The 16413-nt window shown below is 42.1% G+C and carries 16 protein-coding genes and 1 pseudogene; 5 read left to right on the plus strand and 12 right to left on the minus strand.

The features are described 5' to 3' along the window. Nucleotides 1-435 precede the first annotated feature (435 nt). The 3 genes from TY16_RS05265 (at nucleotide 436) to TY16_RS05275 (ending at nucleotide 2601) form a co-directional block, all read left to right on the plus strand. Nucleotides 436-1560, plus strand: a complete 1125-nt coding sequence (locus TY16_RS05265; protein WP_043934519.1) for a tetracycline resistance MFS efflux pump — start codon at nucleotides 436-438, stop codon at nucleotides 1558-1560. 255 nt (nucleotides 1561-1815) lie between these two features. Then, nucleotides 1816-2151, plus strand: coding sequence for a hypothetical protein (locus tag TY16_RS05270; RefSeq protein WP_043930739.1), 336 nt, complete (start codon nucleotides 1816-1818; stop codon nucleotides 2149-2151). Between the two features lie 120 nt (nucleotides 2152-2271). Then, the gene (locus tag TY16_RS05275; RefSeq protein ID WP_043930741.1) at nucleotides 2272-2601 is read left to right on the plus strand and encodes a hypothetical protein; all 330 of its coding nucleotides are present in this window, start codon (nucleotides 2272-2274) and stop codon (nucleotides 2599-2601) included. Between the two features lie 295 nt (nucleotides 2602-2896). Here the strand turns inward: TY16_RS05275 and TY16_RS05280 are convergent, their stop codons facing one another. From TY16_RS05280 to TY16_RS26820, 8 genes and pseudogenes are all read right to left on the minus strand, one after another. Next, on the minus strand, nucleotides 2897-4777 hold the full coding sequence (locus tag TY16_RS05280) for a PTS fructose transporter subunit IIABC (protein WP_043930742.1): 1881 nt from the start codon (nucleotides 4775-4777) through the stop codon (nucleotides 2897-2899). A gap of 21 nt (nucleotides 4778-4798) precedes the next feature. After that, nucleotides 4799-5713 carry a 1-phosphofructokinase gene (gene pfkB / locus TY16_RS05285; protein ID WP_043930744.1) on the minus strand — a complete coding sequence of 305 codons (915 nt, stop codon included), beginning with the start codon at nucleotides 5711-5713 and terminating at the stop codon, nucleotides 4799-4801. Continuing rightward, a complete protein-coding gene (locus tag TY16_RS05290; protein WP_043930746.1) occupies nucleotides 5710-6462 on the minus strand; it encodes a DeoR/GlpR family DNA-binding transcription regulator in 753 nt (250 codons plus the stop codon). Before TY16_RS05290 ends, pfkB begins: the two co-directional genes overlap by 4 nt. Before the next feature lie 317 nt (nucleotides 6463-6779). Continuing rightward, on the minus strand, nucleotides 6780-7949 hold the full coding sequence (locus tag TY16_RS05295) for an endonuclease (protein WP_043930747.1): 1170 nt from the start codon (nucleotides 7947-7949) through the stop codon (nucleotides 6780-6782). 175 nt (nucleotides 7950-8124) lie between these two features. Continuing rightward, nucleotides 8125-8403, minus strand: a complete 279-nt coding sequence (locus tag TY16_RS05300) for a DUF2188 domain-containing protein (RefSeq protein ID WP_043930748.1) — start codon at nucleotides 8401-8403, stop codon at nucleotides 8125-8127. Nucleotides 8404-8495: 92 nt separating this feature from the next. After that, the gene (locus TY16_RS05305) at nucleotides 8496-9548 is read right to left on the minus strand and encodes a mechanosensitive ion channel family protein (protein WP_231505564.1); all 1053 of its coding nucleotides are present in this window, start codon (nucleotides 9546-9548) and stop codon (nucleotides 8496-8498) included. 70 nt (nucleotides 9549-9618) lie between these two features. Next, a complete protein-coding gene (locus TY16_RS05310) occupies nucleotides 9619-10425 on the minus strand; it encodes an Fpg/Nei family DNA glycosylase (protein ID WP_043930750.1) in 807 nt (268 codons plus the stop codon). 130 nt (nucleotides 10426-10555) lie between these two features. Continuing rightward, nucleotides 10556-10699, minus strand: a pseudogene (locus tag TY16_RS26820) (glutathione-dependent formaldehyde dehydrogenase); the annotation flags it as partial. A 377-nt stretch (nucleotides 10700-11076) separates the two neighbouring features. Here TY16_RS26820 and TY16_RS05315 point away from each other — a divergent pair. Beyond that, entirely contained in the window at nucleotides 11077-11364 is a 288-nt protein-coding gene (locus TY16_RS05315) for a spore coat protein (protein WP_442853208.1), read from the plus strand. Nucleotides 11365-11409: 45 nt separating this feature from the next. On the opposite strand, the gene TY16_RS05320 is transcribed toward TY16_RS05315, so the two are convergent. The 3 genes from TY16_RS05320 to TY16_RS05330 form a co-directional block, all read right to left on the minus strand. Further along, entirely contained in the window at nucleotides 11410-12054 is a 645-nt protein-coding gene (locus TY16_RS05320; protein ID WP_043930752.1) for a phosphatase PAP2 family protein, read from the minus strand. A 244-nt stretch (nucleotides 12055-12298) separates the two neighbouring features. Further along, the gene (locus tag TY16_RS05325; RefSeq protein WP_043930754.1) at nucleotides 12299-12694 is read right to left on the minus strand and encodes a hypothetical protein; all 396 of its coding nucleotides are present in this window, start codon (nucleotides 12692-12694) and stop codon (nucleotides 12299-12301) included. A 101-nt stretch (nucleotides 12695-12795) separates the two neighbouring features. Next, on the minus strand, nucleotides 12796-14040 hold the full coding sequence (locus TY16_RS05330) for an MDR family MFS transporter (RefSeq protein WP_043930755.1): 1245 nt from the start codon (nucleotides 14038-14040) through the stop codon (nucleotides 12796-12798). 210 nt (nucleotides 14041-14250) lie between these two features. On the opposite strand from TY16_RS05330, the gene TY16_RS05335 reads away from it, so the two are divergent. After that, on the plus strand, nucleotides 14251-15108 hold the full coding sequence (locus TY16_RS05335; protein WP_043930756.1) for a DegV family protein: 858 nt from the start codon (nucleotides 14251-14253) through the stop codon (nucleotides 15106-15108). A gap of 155 nt (nucleotides 15109-15263) precedes the next feature. On the opposite strand, the gene TY16_RS05340 is transcribed toward TY16_RS05335, so the two are convergent. Beyond that, nucleotides 15264-16409: a homogentisate 1,2-dioxygenase gene (locus tag TY16_RS05340; RefSeq protein ID WP_043930757.1), complete on the minus strand. Its 1146-nt coding sequence runs from the start codon at nucleotides 16407-16409 to the stop codon at nucleotides 15264-15266. Nucleotides 16410-16413: the final 4 nt, after the last annotated feature.

Consider the following 16413-nt stretch of genomic DNA (forward strand, 5'->3'; position numbering starts at 1 on the left):
ATTCTGCTTGGTACAAATTTGAAGATTGTCAAAAACGATCTACTTTCTCCTGGTATCTTCTAAAAAGGTAATCCGGCGATGCACCATTCTAATCCGCATGGGAATGCGGCTTTAGCATCGTGATACCAATTGCTATCTTTTGTATAGCGTATTGATAGCATGTCTTACTTCCTTTTCTGTCGATTAAATTAAAAGTGTATTACGCGGGAACAGGGAAATAGTAGTTCACCCTAATAATAAACTTTTATATAGAAGGATTTTTTCTGGAACTCTTAAAAAAGTTGACTTTTGCCCTAGAGAATATAAGATTAACTTATCTGTATTCTACGGGTGAATTCTTTATGGCAGGCTCCATTTAACATCGATAGTTCCTGCTGGTTTAGGAGTGATTTTGTGGTTGAAACAAAACGAGCACTGCCGATTTTGTTTCTTATTATGTTTTTGGTGATGGTTGGATTTGGAATTATCATTCCTGTCCTTCCGTTTTACGCGGAAGAGCTTGGGGGAAGTCCGACGGAACTTGGGCTTCTAATGGCTGTCTATTCATTGATGCAGCTTATCTTTTCACCGGTATGGGGAAGGATTTCAGACAAAATTGGCAGGAAGCCTGTAATGCTTGTAGGGATTGCCGGCCTCGCTATTTCTTTTTTCCTGATGGCTGGAGCGAATTCAATGTGGACGCTGTTTGCTGCAAGAATTATTGGCGGGCTTCTTTCTTCGGCTAATATGCCGACAACCATGGCCTATGTAGCTGACATTACAACTCCTGAAAACCGCAGTAAAGGCATGGGCATCATTGGTGCGGCGGTAGGACTTGGTTTTGTGTTCGGCCCTGCAATTGGCGGTATATTTTCAAAAACTAGCCTTAGCCTTCCTTTTACCATCGCTGGTAGTTTATCCATTCTCACATTTATATTAGTTGCCCTGCTTCTTAAGGAATCCTCTTCGAAAGATTCAAGGGCATCCCAAACTCAAAAAAATGCGTCGTTTTATTCTGCACTAAAAGGTTCTTCCGGGATCCTATATTTTCTGCAGTTCTTTATTTCATTGTCGCTCGCTGGGTTGGAGGCTACATTTGCCTATTTTGCGGCTACAAAAGCAGGTTTGGATACTGTAAGTCTTGGATATATTTTTATGATTATGGGATTGGCGGGAGCAGTGGTCCAGGGTGGAATGATTGGACCGTTGACTAAGAAGTATGGTGAAGGAAAGGTCATTCAGGGAGGCATCCTTGTATCAGCCATTGGCTTCGCGCTCATTCTGCTTGTCGATAATTTCATTACTGCTGCTATATTTTTGAGCATTTTTGGTATTGGCAACGGAGTAATCAGGCCTAGTGTTTCATCCATATTAACAAAAACAGTCACTTCAGGGCATGGAAGTGTAACGGGTTTCTTGTCATCGTTTGATTCTCTTGGAAGAATACTTGGACCTCCGCTTGGCGGTCTGCTATATTCCATTTCAATTGGCCTTCCTTATATTTCGGGAGCGATTCTTTCAATAATTGCGCTGATACTTTACCAGTTTTACCGTTCGAAGCAAGTGAAAACTTCTTTATAGTATAAAAAGTTATTTGCTTGTATATTAGTGAGCCGCCCCGTTTTGGAAGTGCGAAAATGAAAATCGGACCATAAAGCTCAGCCCTTTATATAAGGGTCTGGGCTTTTACTTTGCTGTAGACTATTCTTGTCATCCTTGTAAGGCTAGGCTATCCCTTCAAATCTATACCCTGAAAAATCAAATACCTGGGCAAAAGCCATAAAATCAAATTCTTTGCATATAGTGTACAAGGTATCCCATGGAAGAGGTGTAAAAATGGCGGCAGGTAAAAAACTTAGTTTAATTGGCTTGGCGATAGCATTGGCGGGTATGGCATATTTGGAATCACCCTATTCCCTACTAAATAGCAATTATTACGTTGAAAAAGATTCTCCTCCAGTCAGGCGTGCTTCAGTAGTGTCCTCCTCTTACCAGGTGACAGAGTACGAATACAGGTTTGTTAATAAACAAAATATTGGTGGTTATACAATTGAAATGTATGAGGAATATGAGGTTACGAAGGATTCAATCGGTAACATCATTGAAAGCAAGCCAACCGGTAATTTTAATGAGATAAAATATAAAGACTACACTTACCAATCCCACCCTTAAAGCAACCTTTTTTGAAAAGGTTGCTTTGAATATTCAAATTTTCATAGATTTGGAATAAAATAGTGGGCTTGTTGATGATTATTCCTGTATAATAAAAAATGCAGGGAGGTGATATATGATATGAATTCAGCGATTTACGTGGGATTACTCATTTTTGCTTTGATTTGCTCACTTGTTCACGTATTTATTCAGATAAAGGCAGATAAAAGGCCAGGCGAAATTGTGCTCCAGTCTTTTTTCATTGCGTTCTTTATTCTTGGTTCTTCGTGTCTATGGTGGATCATCATAATCGATAATGACATAACCCAGTCCATTGGCGTTTTATTGAATGGAATTGTCCTTGGCTTGATAACATTTAATAACATGCATCTTTCCTTTTACTTGGATGAACACAGGGAACTTTTTGAAACAAATATGAAGCATCAACCTGAAAATCCGCGCTACATATAATGCGCCTATTTTCAAATTGTCCCTCGATTTGTAATGGCTGCAACAACAGTATTTAGTCCACACTGTTGGTATTCGTGGTCTTACCGTATTGAGCGGTTTCCCGAAGCTTTTCGGTGTTGTAGCTGCAAGATGTGATTTTACAGGTTAATTCCTGCTAGAAACGCTTTTCGAAGCCGCTCCAATTTTGTACGTCCCCTACCTCCTCTTTTCCTCTATATTTCACTATAACTACCATTATTTTAATTATTATACGGGAATAAAAAGACGACAGGATTGATCCTGCCGCCTTATTTCTTTAGTTTTCTATCCTCTTTTTCAATAAGCCGAGCATTATAGCAGTAACGATAGACCCTGCTACGATTGCAAGGAGATAAAGTGGCCAAGAGCCATCCACAAGAGGAACAACGAACACTCCGCCGTGTGGTGCTTTTAGTCCAATTCCGAATGCCATCGACAGTGCCCCTGTTACAGCCGCGCCGGCCATGGCAGCCGGTATTACCCTTAATGGGTCTCCTGCAGCAAAAGGAATTGCACCTTCTGTGATAAAGGATGCACCCATAATATAGTTGGCTTTGCCGGCATCCCTTTCCTCATTAGTAAATTTCTTTTTAAAGAAAGTTGTTGCAAGAGCAATTCCAAGCGGAGGTACCATGCCGGCCGCCATTATTGCTGCCATAGGCTCGTATACGCCATTTGCAATCAATCCTGTACCAAACAAGTAAGCGGCTTTATTAACAGGACCGCCCATATCAAACGCCATCATTAACCCGACTACAGCTCCAAGCAATACTGCATTTCCAGTACCCAGCCCGGAGAGCCATTCAGTTATAGCTGTGTTAAGGGCACCTACTGGTTTATTGATAAGGAAAATCATTAAGAAGCCGGATAAGCCAATACCAAATAACGGATATAGCAAAATCGTTTTAATGCCTTCAAGTGATCTAGGCAGATTTGCAAAAGCTTTTTTCAACCCGATTACAAGGTAACCTGCAAGGAAACCAGCGACGAGGCCGCCTAGGAAACCAGCACCACCTACGTTGGCAAGTACTCCCGCAACAGCACCTGGCGCAAATCCTGGCCTGTCAGCAATGCTCATCGCGATAAATCCGGCAAGAATAGGCACCAGAAGACTGAATGCCCCTCCGCCACCGCCGATATCCATCAATGCTTTCGCAATTGGATGGTAAGTCGGATCATCTGGATTAAAGGCGTTATGTCCAAACATAAACGACAATGCAATCAGGATTCCGCCGCCTACGACAAATGGGAGCATATTTGAAACACCGTTCATAAGGTGCTTATATATGGTGCCGCCAATCGACTTAGGCTTGTTGTCCTTGGACTGAGAGCTTCCTGTCTGGCCGTTGCCCTTATAAAGCGGAGCATCCTTCCTTACAGCCCTTTCAATAAGTTCTTTTGGCTTCCTTATTCCATCAGCAACCGGCGCCTCAATGACAGGCTTTCCTGAGAACCTGTCCATTTCGACCTTTGTATCAGCTGCAACGATGACAGCTGATGCATTCTCAATATCTTCTTTCGTTAACACGTTTTTTGCGCCACCCGAGCCGTTTGTTTCAACCTTGATATCGACTCCAAGTTCAGCCGCCTTTGCCTTTAAAGCATCCGCTGCCATATACGTATGAGCGATGCCTGTAGGGCAGGCTGTGACTGCAACAACGAAATCCTTCTTTGATTCCTTTGGAGTTTCTTCCTCTTCCTCATCCTTGTCATAGCTGTCGATAACGCTGATAACATCTTCCTTTGTCTTAGCAGCCATAATCTGTTCACGGACTTCCTGCCGCATCAGGATACCGGAAAGTCTTGCAAGTGCTTCAAGATGGGTATTGTTTGCCCCTTCTGGAGCTGCAATCATGAAGAACAAGTGAGCTGGCTGGCCATCAAGCGATTGGTAGTCAACACCTGATTCCGATTTACCAAAAGCAATTGCTGCCTGTTTTACAGACGCGGTTTTGGCATGGGGAATGGCAATTCCGTCTCCCACACCAGTCGTGCTTTGTGCCTCCCTTTTTAAAATCGCTTCCCTGAAGCTGTCTTTATTATCAATTTTGCCCGCCTGGTACAAAACATCAACAAGCTGGTCAATTGCATCGTTCTTTCCGCTTCCCCCAATGGACAGCAGGATTGTTTCCTTTGTGAGCAATTCAGTGATTTTCACAGGTTTTCCCCCTCAGATTGGTTAATTGAGTTCTATGATAGATACTTGATCAAGCAACTCGTCTGCCTTTTCTTTCGACCCAAGGCCTATTGAAAAAGCCGTGGCACTTCCCGCCGCAACACTGTACCGAAATGCTTCTTTCTCATTTCCTGTCTCAAGGTACTTGGCCAAAAACCCGGCAACCATTGAGTCTCCAGAGCCAACCGTGCTTTTCACATCACCTTTTGGAGCAGTTGCGCGTAAAGCAATTCTCTCATTAATGAAGACAGCACCATTTCCTCCAAGCGAAACAATGACATTTTTAGCACCCAACTCCACCATCTTCTTTCCTAATGGAATCGCTTCTTCGGCAGTTTGAATCTCAGTATGGAAAAACTGTCCAAGCTCGTGATGATTTGGTTTGATTAAAAAAGGTTTATGAGGAAGGACTGTTTTCAGAAACTCCCCTTCTGCATCAACAACAGCCTCCGCTCCCGATTCCTTGCATATAGAGATGAGCTCCTTATAGATGGACCGTGGCAGTGTGTTTTGAATGCTTCCGGCAAGAATCAAAATGTCCCCGCTGGTAAGCGTCCTTGCCCATTCTTTAAGAGTTTCAATGTCTTCAGCAGTTATTGCCGGGCCTTGTCCATTTATTTCAGTTTCCTCTTTTGCCCTCAGCTTTACGTTTATCCTTGTTTCACCGCCGACTTCGATAAAAGCAGTTTTAATACCCTTCGATTCTAGGGAGGTCCTAATGTAGTCTCCTGTAAATCCCCCTATAAAGCCTGTTGCTATTGATTCAATTCCCATTGATTTAAGTAGGAGGGAAACATTTATACCTTTTCCTCCAGGGAACTTGGCTTCCGACTTAGTTCTATTCAATTCGCCAAGTACGACTTGATCAAGTCCGACAATATAGTCCACCGAAGGATTTAAGGTCAATGTATAAATCATTCTGTCACAACCTTTATTTCAGTTTTGTTGCTGTAGTGCCTTTCCAGCTCATGATCAAGAGCGTTTGTAATAATGGATGCTTCGTGTAATTCTGCAACCCTGGCAAAGGCAATTTCCGTAAACTTTGTACTGTCAGCGAGTACAAACACTTCGCGTGACATATTCAAAGCTTTTTGCTTTATCATTGCTTCCTCCTGGTCAGGAGTAGTATAGCCATACTGGTGATGGATACCATTTACTCCCAGGAAGCATTTATCAAAACGATATTGGTCAAGGCTTTCAACCGCTCCCCGGCCTATAATCGCATTTGTCTTTTGTTTTACATAACCGCCAATTATATAGGTTTCAATGCCTTTTTCCATTAAGGGCTGTATATGCATTAGTCCATTCGTTACAACAACAATGTCCTTTTCAGGAAAAAAAGGAATCATTTCACGTATTGTTGAACCAGCATCCAGATAGATACAGTCACCTGGTTCTGCAAGTCCAGCACCATATTTAGCAATTTGGATTTTTTCGTGAAGGTTTTTGGATGATTTTTCAGCCATGCTTGGTTCCTGAAGCTTCCCTCGCAGCCGTTCGGCACCGCCATGAACCCTTTTTAGGAACTTTTCCTGTTCGAGCTGGGTCAAATCGCGCCGGATGGTTGATTCCGAGGCTCCTGTAATATCACATATTTCTTGGATTTTCACATGAGGCTTTTCCTTAATCAGCCGCAAAATAATCTGATGCCGTTCTGGAGTTAACATCATCTTCCACCTCTTCCTTAGTACAGTTTCATTATAATGAAACCGATTGCAGATTTCAATCATTTTCTTTCAAAAACAATCAAACCCAATCATAAAATTGAAACTTCGTGATTGCTTTTGACGCCTTTTTATTTGCTGATCTGTAATTCCACTACTTATCAAAAAGGAAGAATCAATCTGTAAGGCCGGAAATTTCTACTCGAAAAAACTTTATAAAAGGAAAAAGCAGAGCAAAATTCCACTACGAATTTGCCCTGCTTTTGTAGGATTTATAATATTTTTGGCAATGGTTCCGAAACGAAGTTTTCTTACTTATGTTATTGCCAAATTAACGAAACCCATTCAGGATGATCAATGAATGGATTGCGATTATGCTGATACTGAGCGTAGATGATGTCATTCCGTTTTCGTTCAAACGCATCAACAGGGTCTTCCAAGTGCCACTGCAGTAATACTGATTGCTTTCCATGATATGGAGCAGTACCATTGTTAACCAAGTTATTTAGCTCAAGATCGAGTTCCCCGCTGTCTCCCTCATACCGGACCGCCATGTAGAACAACATTCTTGCTACATCGCCTTTAACACTATCCCTAGGCTCCCACGAGTCGGAATCAGTGTAATTACCCAGCGCCTCTGTATGTTGTGTGCCTCCATTATCAAAATCCTTATTTCCACGTGAACTATTGACACTAACATCTGTAGGCCGAAGGTGATGGAGATCAGTACCCGCGCCCATCGTTGTGCCGAAGTCGCCATGCGATTTAGCCCAAACATGCTCGCGATTCCAATCGTTCACATCTCCTCCATTCGTAAATTTGCCCTGGGAACGCCCTGTGTAAAGAAGAATCACATTATTTGTATTATTCGGATCTTCATCGGTTTTTCTAAGAGCATCCCAGACCCCATCATAGGAGATTTTAGTATGATCATCAATGATGTTATGTAAAGCTGTTTTCAAAGCTTCCCCCGTTTTCCCCGCCGCAGAATCATAATAACCTGCAGGAGATGTTGGAGGTTCGCTTGGCTCGGTAGGTGTCGTGCTTCCCTGAAGCTCGAATGCAGTCGCATCTTTCAGGCCGGGATGTGAAAAATAAGCAGTAAGAGTACCAGTTACTTTTATACTTTTGCCCAAAAGTGATGGATTGGAATATAAGCCGTAAGAAGAACGGTAAGATGTCGGGATTTGCACATACACCATTTTCGCGGTATTACTTTCAGAAGGGCTGTCAGCTAAAGCAAGTGCATAATCATTGGGAAAATTACTTTTGACTACTGTATTGGTCGCGGTTGGCTGGCCGACAATATAGCCCTGGACGGTTTTAACAGTACCTGATTGATTGCTGATCGCCTGTGAAACTGAAAATGGCGATGACCAAGTCCCGGTTCCGGTGGCTGCTTTTGTAATTGAAACATGCAGCGGCTCGATTAGCACAAGGGCAATGAGCAGCCAGATCAGCGTTAAGGTGAATTTTAGATTTCTTTTCATGTATTTCCTCCTGGGTTATTTTTGGGTTAAACAGCAATCTGCTATTTAACCCAGTAAATAGTACCCTATGGACAATACAGTTAATACAAAATAATCGCTAATGGAGGTTGGGAAAACTACCTTAAATAAATAAAAAACCACCCGCGAGTTAGTACGGCGGGCGGTAAAATTGAGATTACTTCTTATCTTGATAATTATGCTGTTCTTCAATGCGGCCTTCATCGTTATGAATATAGGCCATTGTGCCGGCTTCCTCAGCCATCCGTTTTGCTTCCTCAACAGCCTCTGACTGAGAACTTGTTGTCAGTTCAGGTTCATCTTTGCCTTCCATTTTAATGGCCCATCCTTCATCATCATGAGGTACCACATGGAATCGAGCCTCGTCTGTACCAGCGCGATCCTTAAAGTATTGCTTTTGTTCATCTGTTTTGATACGGCCATGGTTGTCGTTCATGTGCTATTCCTCCTTCTTTAAAGCTTATTGAACGTTTACCCAATTCCAACAACGCTAAAAACAGGAAGATTCTTCTTGAGCGTTTAAGTGCATTAATACTCCCGCAGTGAAAACTCTTTGACAGGCAATTTAATGTGGTTGTCCGCAAATAGCTTCGAGATAGAATGTCTAAGGTCGCTCTCGACCCTTTCTTTAATTTCGAAATTAAGAACAGGAAGCTCGATAATAAACTCCATTGCATTGTCCTTAAATTCGATAAAGCGAATTTCAACAGGCGGCTTTTCAAGAATTCCATCTGTTTCTTCTTTAATTATGGTTACTGCTTCCTCAAGCAGCCGATGGACCAATCTCGAATCTGTACCATAAAGAACATTGGTACGAACCTGAGCTATCATTTCGGCGCCTGTTCGATTTTTTATAATTTGTTCAATGAAATACTGATTGGGTACGATTAGTGTTCCTTCTTTCGCTGTCCGAACCAGCGTTGAACGAAGGCGAATCTTTTCTACCCTTCCTACCTTCCCATCAACCTGTATAACCTCTCCGACCTCTATAGGCCTTTCAAACAGGATAATGATACCAGATACAAAGTTCCCTGCCACGTTCCTCATCCCAAAACCAATTCCGATTCCAAGAACACCCAACACTGCTCCAAAGGCAGTCAGGTCAAGGCCGACACTCGTAAAACTAACGGCAAGAGCTGCAAACATTACCGAGTAGTAAACGATTTGATTGATTGTGAACCCTAGGCCTTTATCGACTCCATAATGCTCATACACATTCGAAAGGACATATTTCGTAAAGAGTTTTACAAGGCGGTGTGCCAATGACACAATCATGAACGCAACAATAATCAGAAATGGGGTCACGTCCACTCCGCCCTGAGAATATAAAGCCTTGAACAGCCACTTCGTCTCAGAGAAATAAAAGAGGAACAATAAAATTATTCCATAAAAGGTAAACCAGTTAATCAAAGAAACCGCCGACGCAAAAAAAGGCTTTTCATGGCTGCTTCGTTTTTTAGCATAACTTGAAGCAATCTTCCTTAAGACCCAGTTCAATATTAAAATCAACAAAGAAAAGGCGATGTATGTAACTACACGCCCGGCACTAAACTCATTGAAAAATGATAACGTTTTCTCCAAGATGATCACCCATAATCCTTAATACAGGACTATACCTGAGAAATCATCATGGTAAACATAGCTTTGTTTTTTATGCCCCCTGGCAATTGGGACAGATAAAAGACTTTTTCGAGGAAACCTTAATTTTGATAATAGTAGTTCCGCACCTTTTGCAAGGCTGATTCTCCCTTTCAAAAACGAGGAAGTGGTGATTGTACTGGCCTGTTTTCGTGTCACCTGGAAAGAGCGGGTCATCCATATAACCGCCAATTTCCAATGCGCTCATCAAAACAGGTTTCATTGCAGAAAAAAGCGCGGAAAGTTGTAATTCAGTTAAGCCCGCAGCTTTTGCTGCCGTGCTTAAGCCCGCTGTAAAACAAATTTCATCTGAATAACAGTTTCCTATTCCGGCGATGATGCTTTGATCCACCAAAATCGATTTCAATGTTCCTTTCTTCTTTCCTACCCTTTCCTTGAACTCATCATAACCCAGAGTCAATGGCTCAGGACCATAGCCTGCCAGTTTCTCCTGTAGTTCTCCTGAATTCAAAAGATGGAAGTATCCAAGCCGCAAGCCGATAAAATTCAGGTTCAAATCCCCGAATGAAAGGATGACCTGTTTTGTCCTGTCGGGGCTTTCTTCTTCCTTTCCAAGAAACATCCAGCCCCCCAGCATTAAATGAAGCAGCAGGCTTTTGCCTGAGTCGAGTTCAAAGATCAGATGCTTTGCCCTTCTTTTTACGGCAACAATCTTTCTGTTTTTCACTTCATAGATAAACTCCTGCACAGGAATATTGATAGACTTTTCCCTGTTTATCTCAACCTCTGTTATGGTTTTCCCCTTTAAATTCGTCCCAAGGATGTTCTTGTAGCGTTCCATTTCCGGGAGTTCAGGCATATACATTCTCCTTAAACAAAAGCTCAAGCGCCTTCGGGACATGCAAACGGCGCCTTCCTCTGCAATGATTATTTACATGTGCATACTTTAATGTCCCTTTAATGATCAGTGCATCGGCCGCCTATCCCAATTAATGGGGCTTCATGACTACCTTAATACAATCTTCGGTTTTCGTATCAAAGATTTCATAGCCGCGTTTAGCATCTGAGAGTGGAATAACATGTGTAAATATATTACTCGGGTCTATTTTCCCTTTAGAAACCAGATCATATAATTTGGTTCGAACTATGAAAATGCGTTTCGAACGTTTCATGAAGAGCAAGACTTTCATGCTTCATTCAAACAACCTCTCTACATACATACAAACTTAATTTCTCATATGCTCAAAGGATTATGCATGGAAAGAAGTTGAATAAATGCAAAAAAAGACGCATTATAAATGCGAATTAGTATGGGAGTGAATGCTATGACAAAAACATCTCGGAATTCATGAAGCACTTGAATTACACGAATATCGTCCTTTTAATAATGTCTGTTTAACAAAATTGGCCTTGATGAGCAAGCTCGCTATTGACGAAGAACTAAAAGCAATCCTTGAAGCAGATCGGGAAACTGGGGTACGCCATATTCAAACTCTCCAGGATTTTTTTATTGACAAGAGGAATGGGTGGTATGACAGACCAGGTCATTGCCATGGACTTTCTGATAACCCCAAATTCGGGCATCAGAAACCTTGCCGCAGTGATAACGGAAACCGGCACGCCAGAAGTTCGTGCAGCCCTAAAGCAACAGCTCCATGATGCCATTCAGACACATACCGCAATAAGTGAGTTCATGACAGCTAAAGGGTATTACTATCCTGCGGATTTAAGCAAACAATACCAGTTGGACTTGAGCACTTCGGATACTGCGCTAACTCTGGGACAGAAAATGCAATAAAAAAATAAAAACGGAGGCTGCGTTTATGCAGCCTCCAGGAGATTGTTATTTATTTTTAACAAAAATAGCTTTCTTTTCTTCGACACGCACCTGATAGAATTCAAATAGAATGCCATATAAGAAAGTAACCAGAAACATAGAGCCAATCATATCCGGAATTACATGCTGTTTAACAAACAAGGTGGATATAATAATAAGCGAGCCAAGTATATGAATGAACAGGATTGTAACTGGATGCTTCTCCTTAATATGAAGCGAACCAAGCATTATCGCAAATGTTGTCAGGACATGGATACTTGGGAAGCAATTGAACGGCTGATCATTTAAATAAATCAGCTTTACCAGATCGATGAGTATGCCATCCCCTTGCAATTGCGGCCTGGGGACGGTTGTTTGGAAAAAGAAATAGATTGCAAAGCAAATAAGTTCCCCAACAACTATAAGAATTATAGTCTTTAAGTATACCCTCGTATCTTTAAAACAAAAGTATACGAGATACAGAAATACATAGGCGTACCAAAGAATATAGGGGATGATGAATATAGGCAAAAATGGTATATACCCGTCTAGTGCGGTTGATATTTGCACCGCATCGGTTGGATGAGTATTTAGAAACTGATAAATTAGACCTAATACAGGTATGACGAGCAAAAATAGCAAATATGGAGTTTTTTTCAACACTGTATTCATAAAAATTCTGCCTGCTCCCTCCACTTTTGATATTAATGCTTGTTTACCCTATTTTTATATGAACAGAACCAAAGTTAGTATAACATATATTATCCACAATTGTTGTAATTTTCCACTTTTTTATGAATTTTTTCCTGAAAATTTTAGTTCATCTGCCCATATCAAAGTATGCTGTGTGATGGCTATTTGTTCTAATTAAAAACAGCACCCTGTTTAACAGGATGCTGTTTTCTCCAAAAATTCTTTAAGCGTCGAGTGAGCCGCCATCTTCAACAATGTGGTAGAGGAGATGGGCAAGATGGTGAATTGGCCCGTATTCCTCTTCTTCCTCGTTCGTTTCTTCATTAAATTCCAGGTCATTCAAATATAAAGCCATGAACTCATAAAAATCCTTCATTGCAAAGGAATAACAGGCTGTTGGCTCCTCACTGTCCTCCTCATATTGGAGCAACAGGTGTGAAACAACACCATCAGCATCTTCCGCATCAAAAAACACAAAAAATCCAATGTTGGTATCAAGTTCAAACAAATGCCGTGTACCGCCTTCGGTAGCTTTATTATAGTCCTCTTCATTGAGTTTCTGGATTTGCATAGCATCGACTTTATCTTCCTGATGGAAACTGACTACGAATGATTGCATCTATAAATCCTCCTTTATTTTCTCGTCCATACCAAAATCAATATACCCTTTGAAGCAGGAAAATATCCGTTCTTTATTTCCTCCCCCTCATTAAGTATCGGTTAAATGGCTGTTTTTGAAGCGCCTCCGTGCAAAAGCTCCCTTTTCATATGAACTTTGACAGCAAACATAACTGGAACTCCCAGTAAAGAAATCCCTGCCAGAATACCAAAAACAGGCAATGGATCACTGAAGCCGAACCAACTGAGCAGAAAGCCTCCAAGTGAAGGTCCGGCTATGTTTCCTATCTGGGTAAAACCCATTGCGCCAAAATATGTACCCCTTAAGTCTGGTTTTGCAATCGAATCTAGGAAGGCATCAGTCATTGAAAACATTAGGACTTCCCCAATGGTAAAAAGGAAAATTACTGCTCCCCATAATGGAACAGAATCGGCAAATGCAAAAAGCAATACAGAAATACTTGAAATTAGGTTTCCTGCCATTATCGAAAGGATGGGCGGATATCTTTTTATAAACGCCAATAACGGGTACTGAATGGTAATGACCGTCACCGCATTCAATATGAGCAGGCCGGAAAACAAGGCCGCACCTTTATCCCCGCCAAGTGAACCAGATAGAAATTGCGGGAGTGTAGAATTGAACTGAGCATAGGCCAGAACAGCAAGTATATTGCCAATCAATGCAAGCAATAGAATCCTGTCATTAATCGCAATCCGAGCCGCATCTGCGAACCGTACTGGTTTCTGGTTGGCCGTCCCCTTGAGGTTAGCTCCGCTATAGCCTGTTTTCTTGTAGGTTACTATCAGCGATATTCCATAGAGAACATAAACGCCTGCCGCAATGAAAAAAGCAGATGTACTTTCGGATGAACCGAAATAAAAACCTAAAAGCGGTCCGAAAATAACCCCGACATTTATAGCAGTATAGCGCAAATTGAAAATTGCCAGGCGGTTCTTTGGTTCAGTAAGGTCAGCCAGCAGCGCCCGTGAAGCTGGTTCAAATATTGATTTGCAAAAACCATTTAATGCATTTGCTGCAAAAAAGCCCGAAACAGTCTCGGCCATTCCAAAAAGGACGAATACTCCAGCCCATAGAAAAATTGAAACAAACAAAACGACCTTTCTGCCTAACCGATCGGACAAATAACCGCCTGCAAAGCTTGTGCATATCCCGACTAGCGAGCTTACAGCAATGATTAATCCGGTCTGCCCGGGAGAAACATTCTTTACCTGGGTCAGGTAAATCGCAAGGAACGGAATGCTCATGGATGTTGCCATCCGGCCGAACATGGTCCCTATAAGTATATTTATTACGAGCGGGTGCAAATTCCTGAAGGCTGACAGCATCCATATTCCTCCCATCATTCTTTTTTTCAGGAACTTCAATTGCTAGCTTATTTTACCTTTTTACATACATATCAGCAATGAAATGTTTAAGTTGCCTGGCATTTAGGAAAAATAAAGATAGAATAGTAAGTTATATATCTTATGACCTATATAAATGGTAAAATAGCAGAAAAGCTTACCAAAATAACCCCGCAAAGGAACATTTAGAATATGACCAAAAAGAAGATTGCCTGGATTACTGATAGTACTGTTTTCCTAACAGAAAAGCTAAAGGCTAACCCCGATGTTTACGTGGTGCCGCTTGAAATCATCTTTGGAAATGATGCTTTTGAAGATGGTATCGATCTTGATACAGAAACACTTTATCAAAGAATTAACGGCGATAAAGCAGTTCCGAAAACGTCGCAGCCTTCTTCCGGGAAGTTTGCTGCACTTTTTGAAAAACTCAAAGAGAACTACGATAGTGCAATAGCTGTCCATATCTCCTCTAAACTAAGCGGAACGATGTCAAGCTGCATTGCTGGAGCGGAAATGGCTGGATTCCCCGTGGAAGCGGTTGATTCAAAGTCGTTGTCCTATGCAATAACCGCGCTGATTGAAAAAGGAATTGAATTTGCTGGGAATGGCCTGGGGGTTAGCGATATAGCCACAATCCTCCGCGAAGAAGCAGATAACGGCCAAAATTATATGTTACTCGGAAATCTGGATCAATTTTATAAAGGCGGGCGGATGTCAGGTACTCAATACCTGCTTGGAAGCATCCTAAAAATAAAGCCGATTATCCGAATTAATACCAACGGGGAATTTGAACTGTTTGAGAAAGTCCGTTCTGAGAAAAAGGCTGGTGCAAGGCTTGTGGAGCTTTTTGGTGAAGCCCACAGCAAGAACCATATAGAAGAAGTTTGGGTAATGCACGGAAATGTTCCGGATAAAGCAAAAGAAATGGAAGCAGCTCTTAAATCAGCCTTTCCAGGGCTAAAAACGTTCATCGGCGAAATTTCCTCAACCATTGCTGCTCATGCCGGCGAAGGAACGCTCGCTATCATTTGGCACAATGAACCAAAATAAGTTACCGAAAGAGGCCGCGGTTGGCGGGCTCTTTTTTGATAAGGCATTCCGGCAAAAGTGAGATTTAGGCTGCGCTTCACTATAAATGCCAATCTGGATACTGTAATAAAAATAAGGGTTTCCCGATCTTAGCTCGGGAAACCCTATTAATCTTCTTAAAGCCATGAATACATGTAATCCTGATCCTCAATTTCTCTTGCCTTTTTGAATACCTTCAACGGGCGGAAAGTATCAATCATGACCGCAAGTTCGAGTGTTTCTTTTTTGCCGATGCTTGCCTCGGCCTTTCCTGGATGCGGTCCGTGCGGGATGCCGCTTGGATGCAGGCTTATCGACCCTTGCTTGATTCCCTTCCTGCTCATGAAGTTGCCTTCCACATAATACAGCATTTCGTCACTGTTAACGTTGCTGTGGAAATATGGCGCTGGTATAGCCTCCGGATGGTAATCATACATTCTCGGCACAAACGAGCAAACAACAAAATTATGGCCTTCGAATGTTTGATGGACCGGCGGCGGCTGATGAACCCTCCCTGTAATTGGCTCAAAATCCTCTATATTAAATGCCCATGGATATAGATAACCGTCCCAGCCCACCACATCAAAAGGATGATGGCCGAGGATATGCTGGTGCAAATACCCCCTCGTTTTGGTCAAAACCTCAAAATCACCCTTCTCATCGAAAGTTTCGAGCGTTTCAGGTCCCCTTATATCCCGCTCACAAAAAGGGCTATGTTCAAGAAGCTGTCCATATTCGTTCCGATATCGCCGGGGGGTAGTGATTTGCGAATAGGACTCAACAAACAGGATCTTAGTTTCAGAATCAGGACGTAGCCGGTATATTGTTCCGATTGGAATCACTAAATAGTCCCCGGGTCTATAATTGAGTGTCCCGAACATCGTCTCCAGTTTTCCCGAACCGTGGTGGATAAAAAGCAATTCATCGCCGTCGCCATTGCGGTAAAAGGATTCCATTGCGGCAGTGACATGGGCGGTACCAATCAATAAATCGCTGTTGCCCATCAAATATTCCCTTGCTTCAAGCGCATTTCCGGCTGTCTTGAGTTCCGGTGTATAAAAATGCCTATGCCGCAGCACCCCTTCTGCCTCGTAATCTGGTAAAAAAGGAATTATTTTTTCTGCTTTGACTACCTCTGTCGGCATATGGACATGGTAAAGTATCGATTGGGTTCCTGAAAACCCTTTTGTTCCCATTACCTGCTCCCTGTATAGCGTGCCGTCTTCCTTTCTGAAAATCGTGTGCCGTTTCCGGGGGATTTTCCCCAACTGCCTATAATACATAGAG

The sequence above is a fragment of the Bacillus sp. EB01 genome, assembly GCF_000613125.1.
In the GTDB taxonomy this organism is placed as follows: Bacteria; Bacillota; Bacilli; order Bacillales; family Cytobacillaceae; genus Bacillus_D.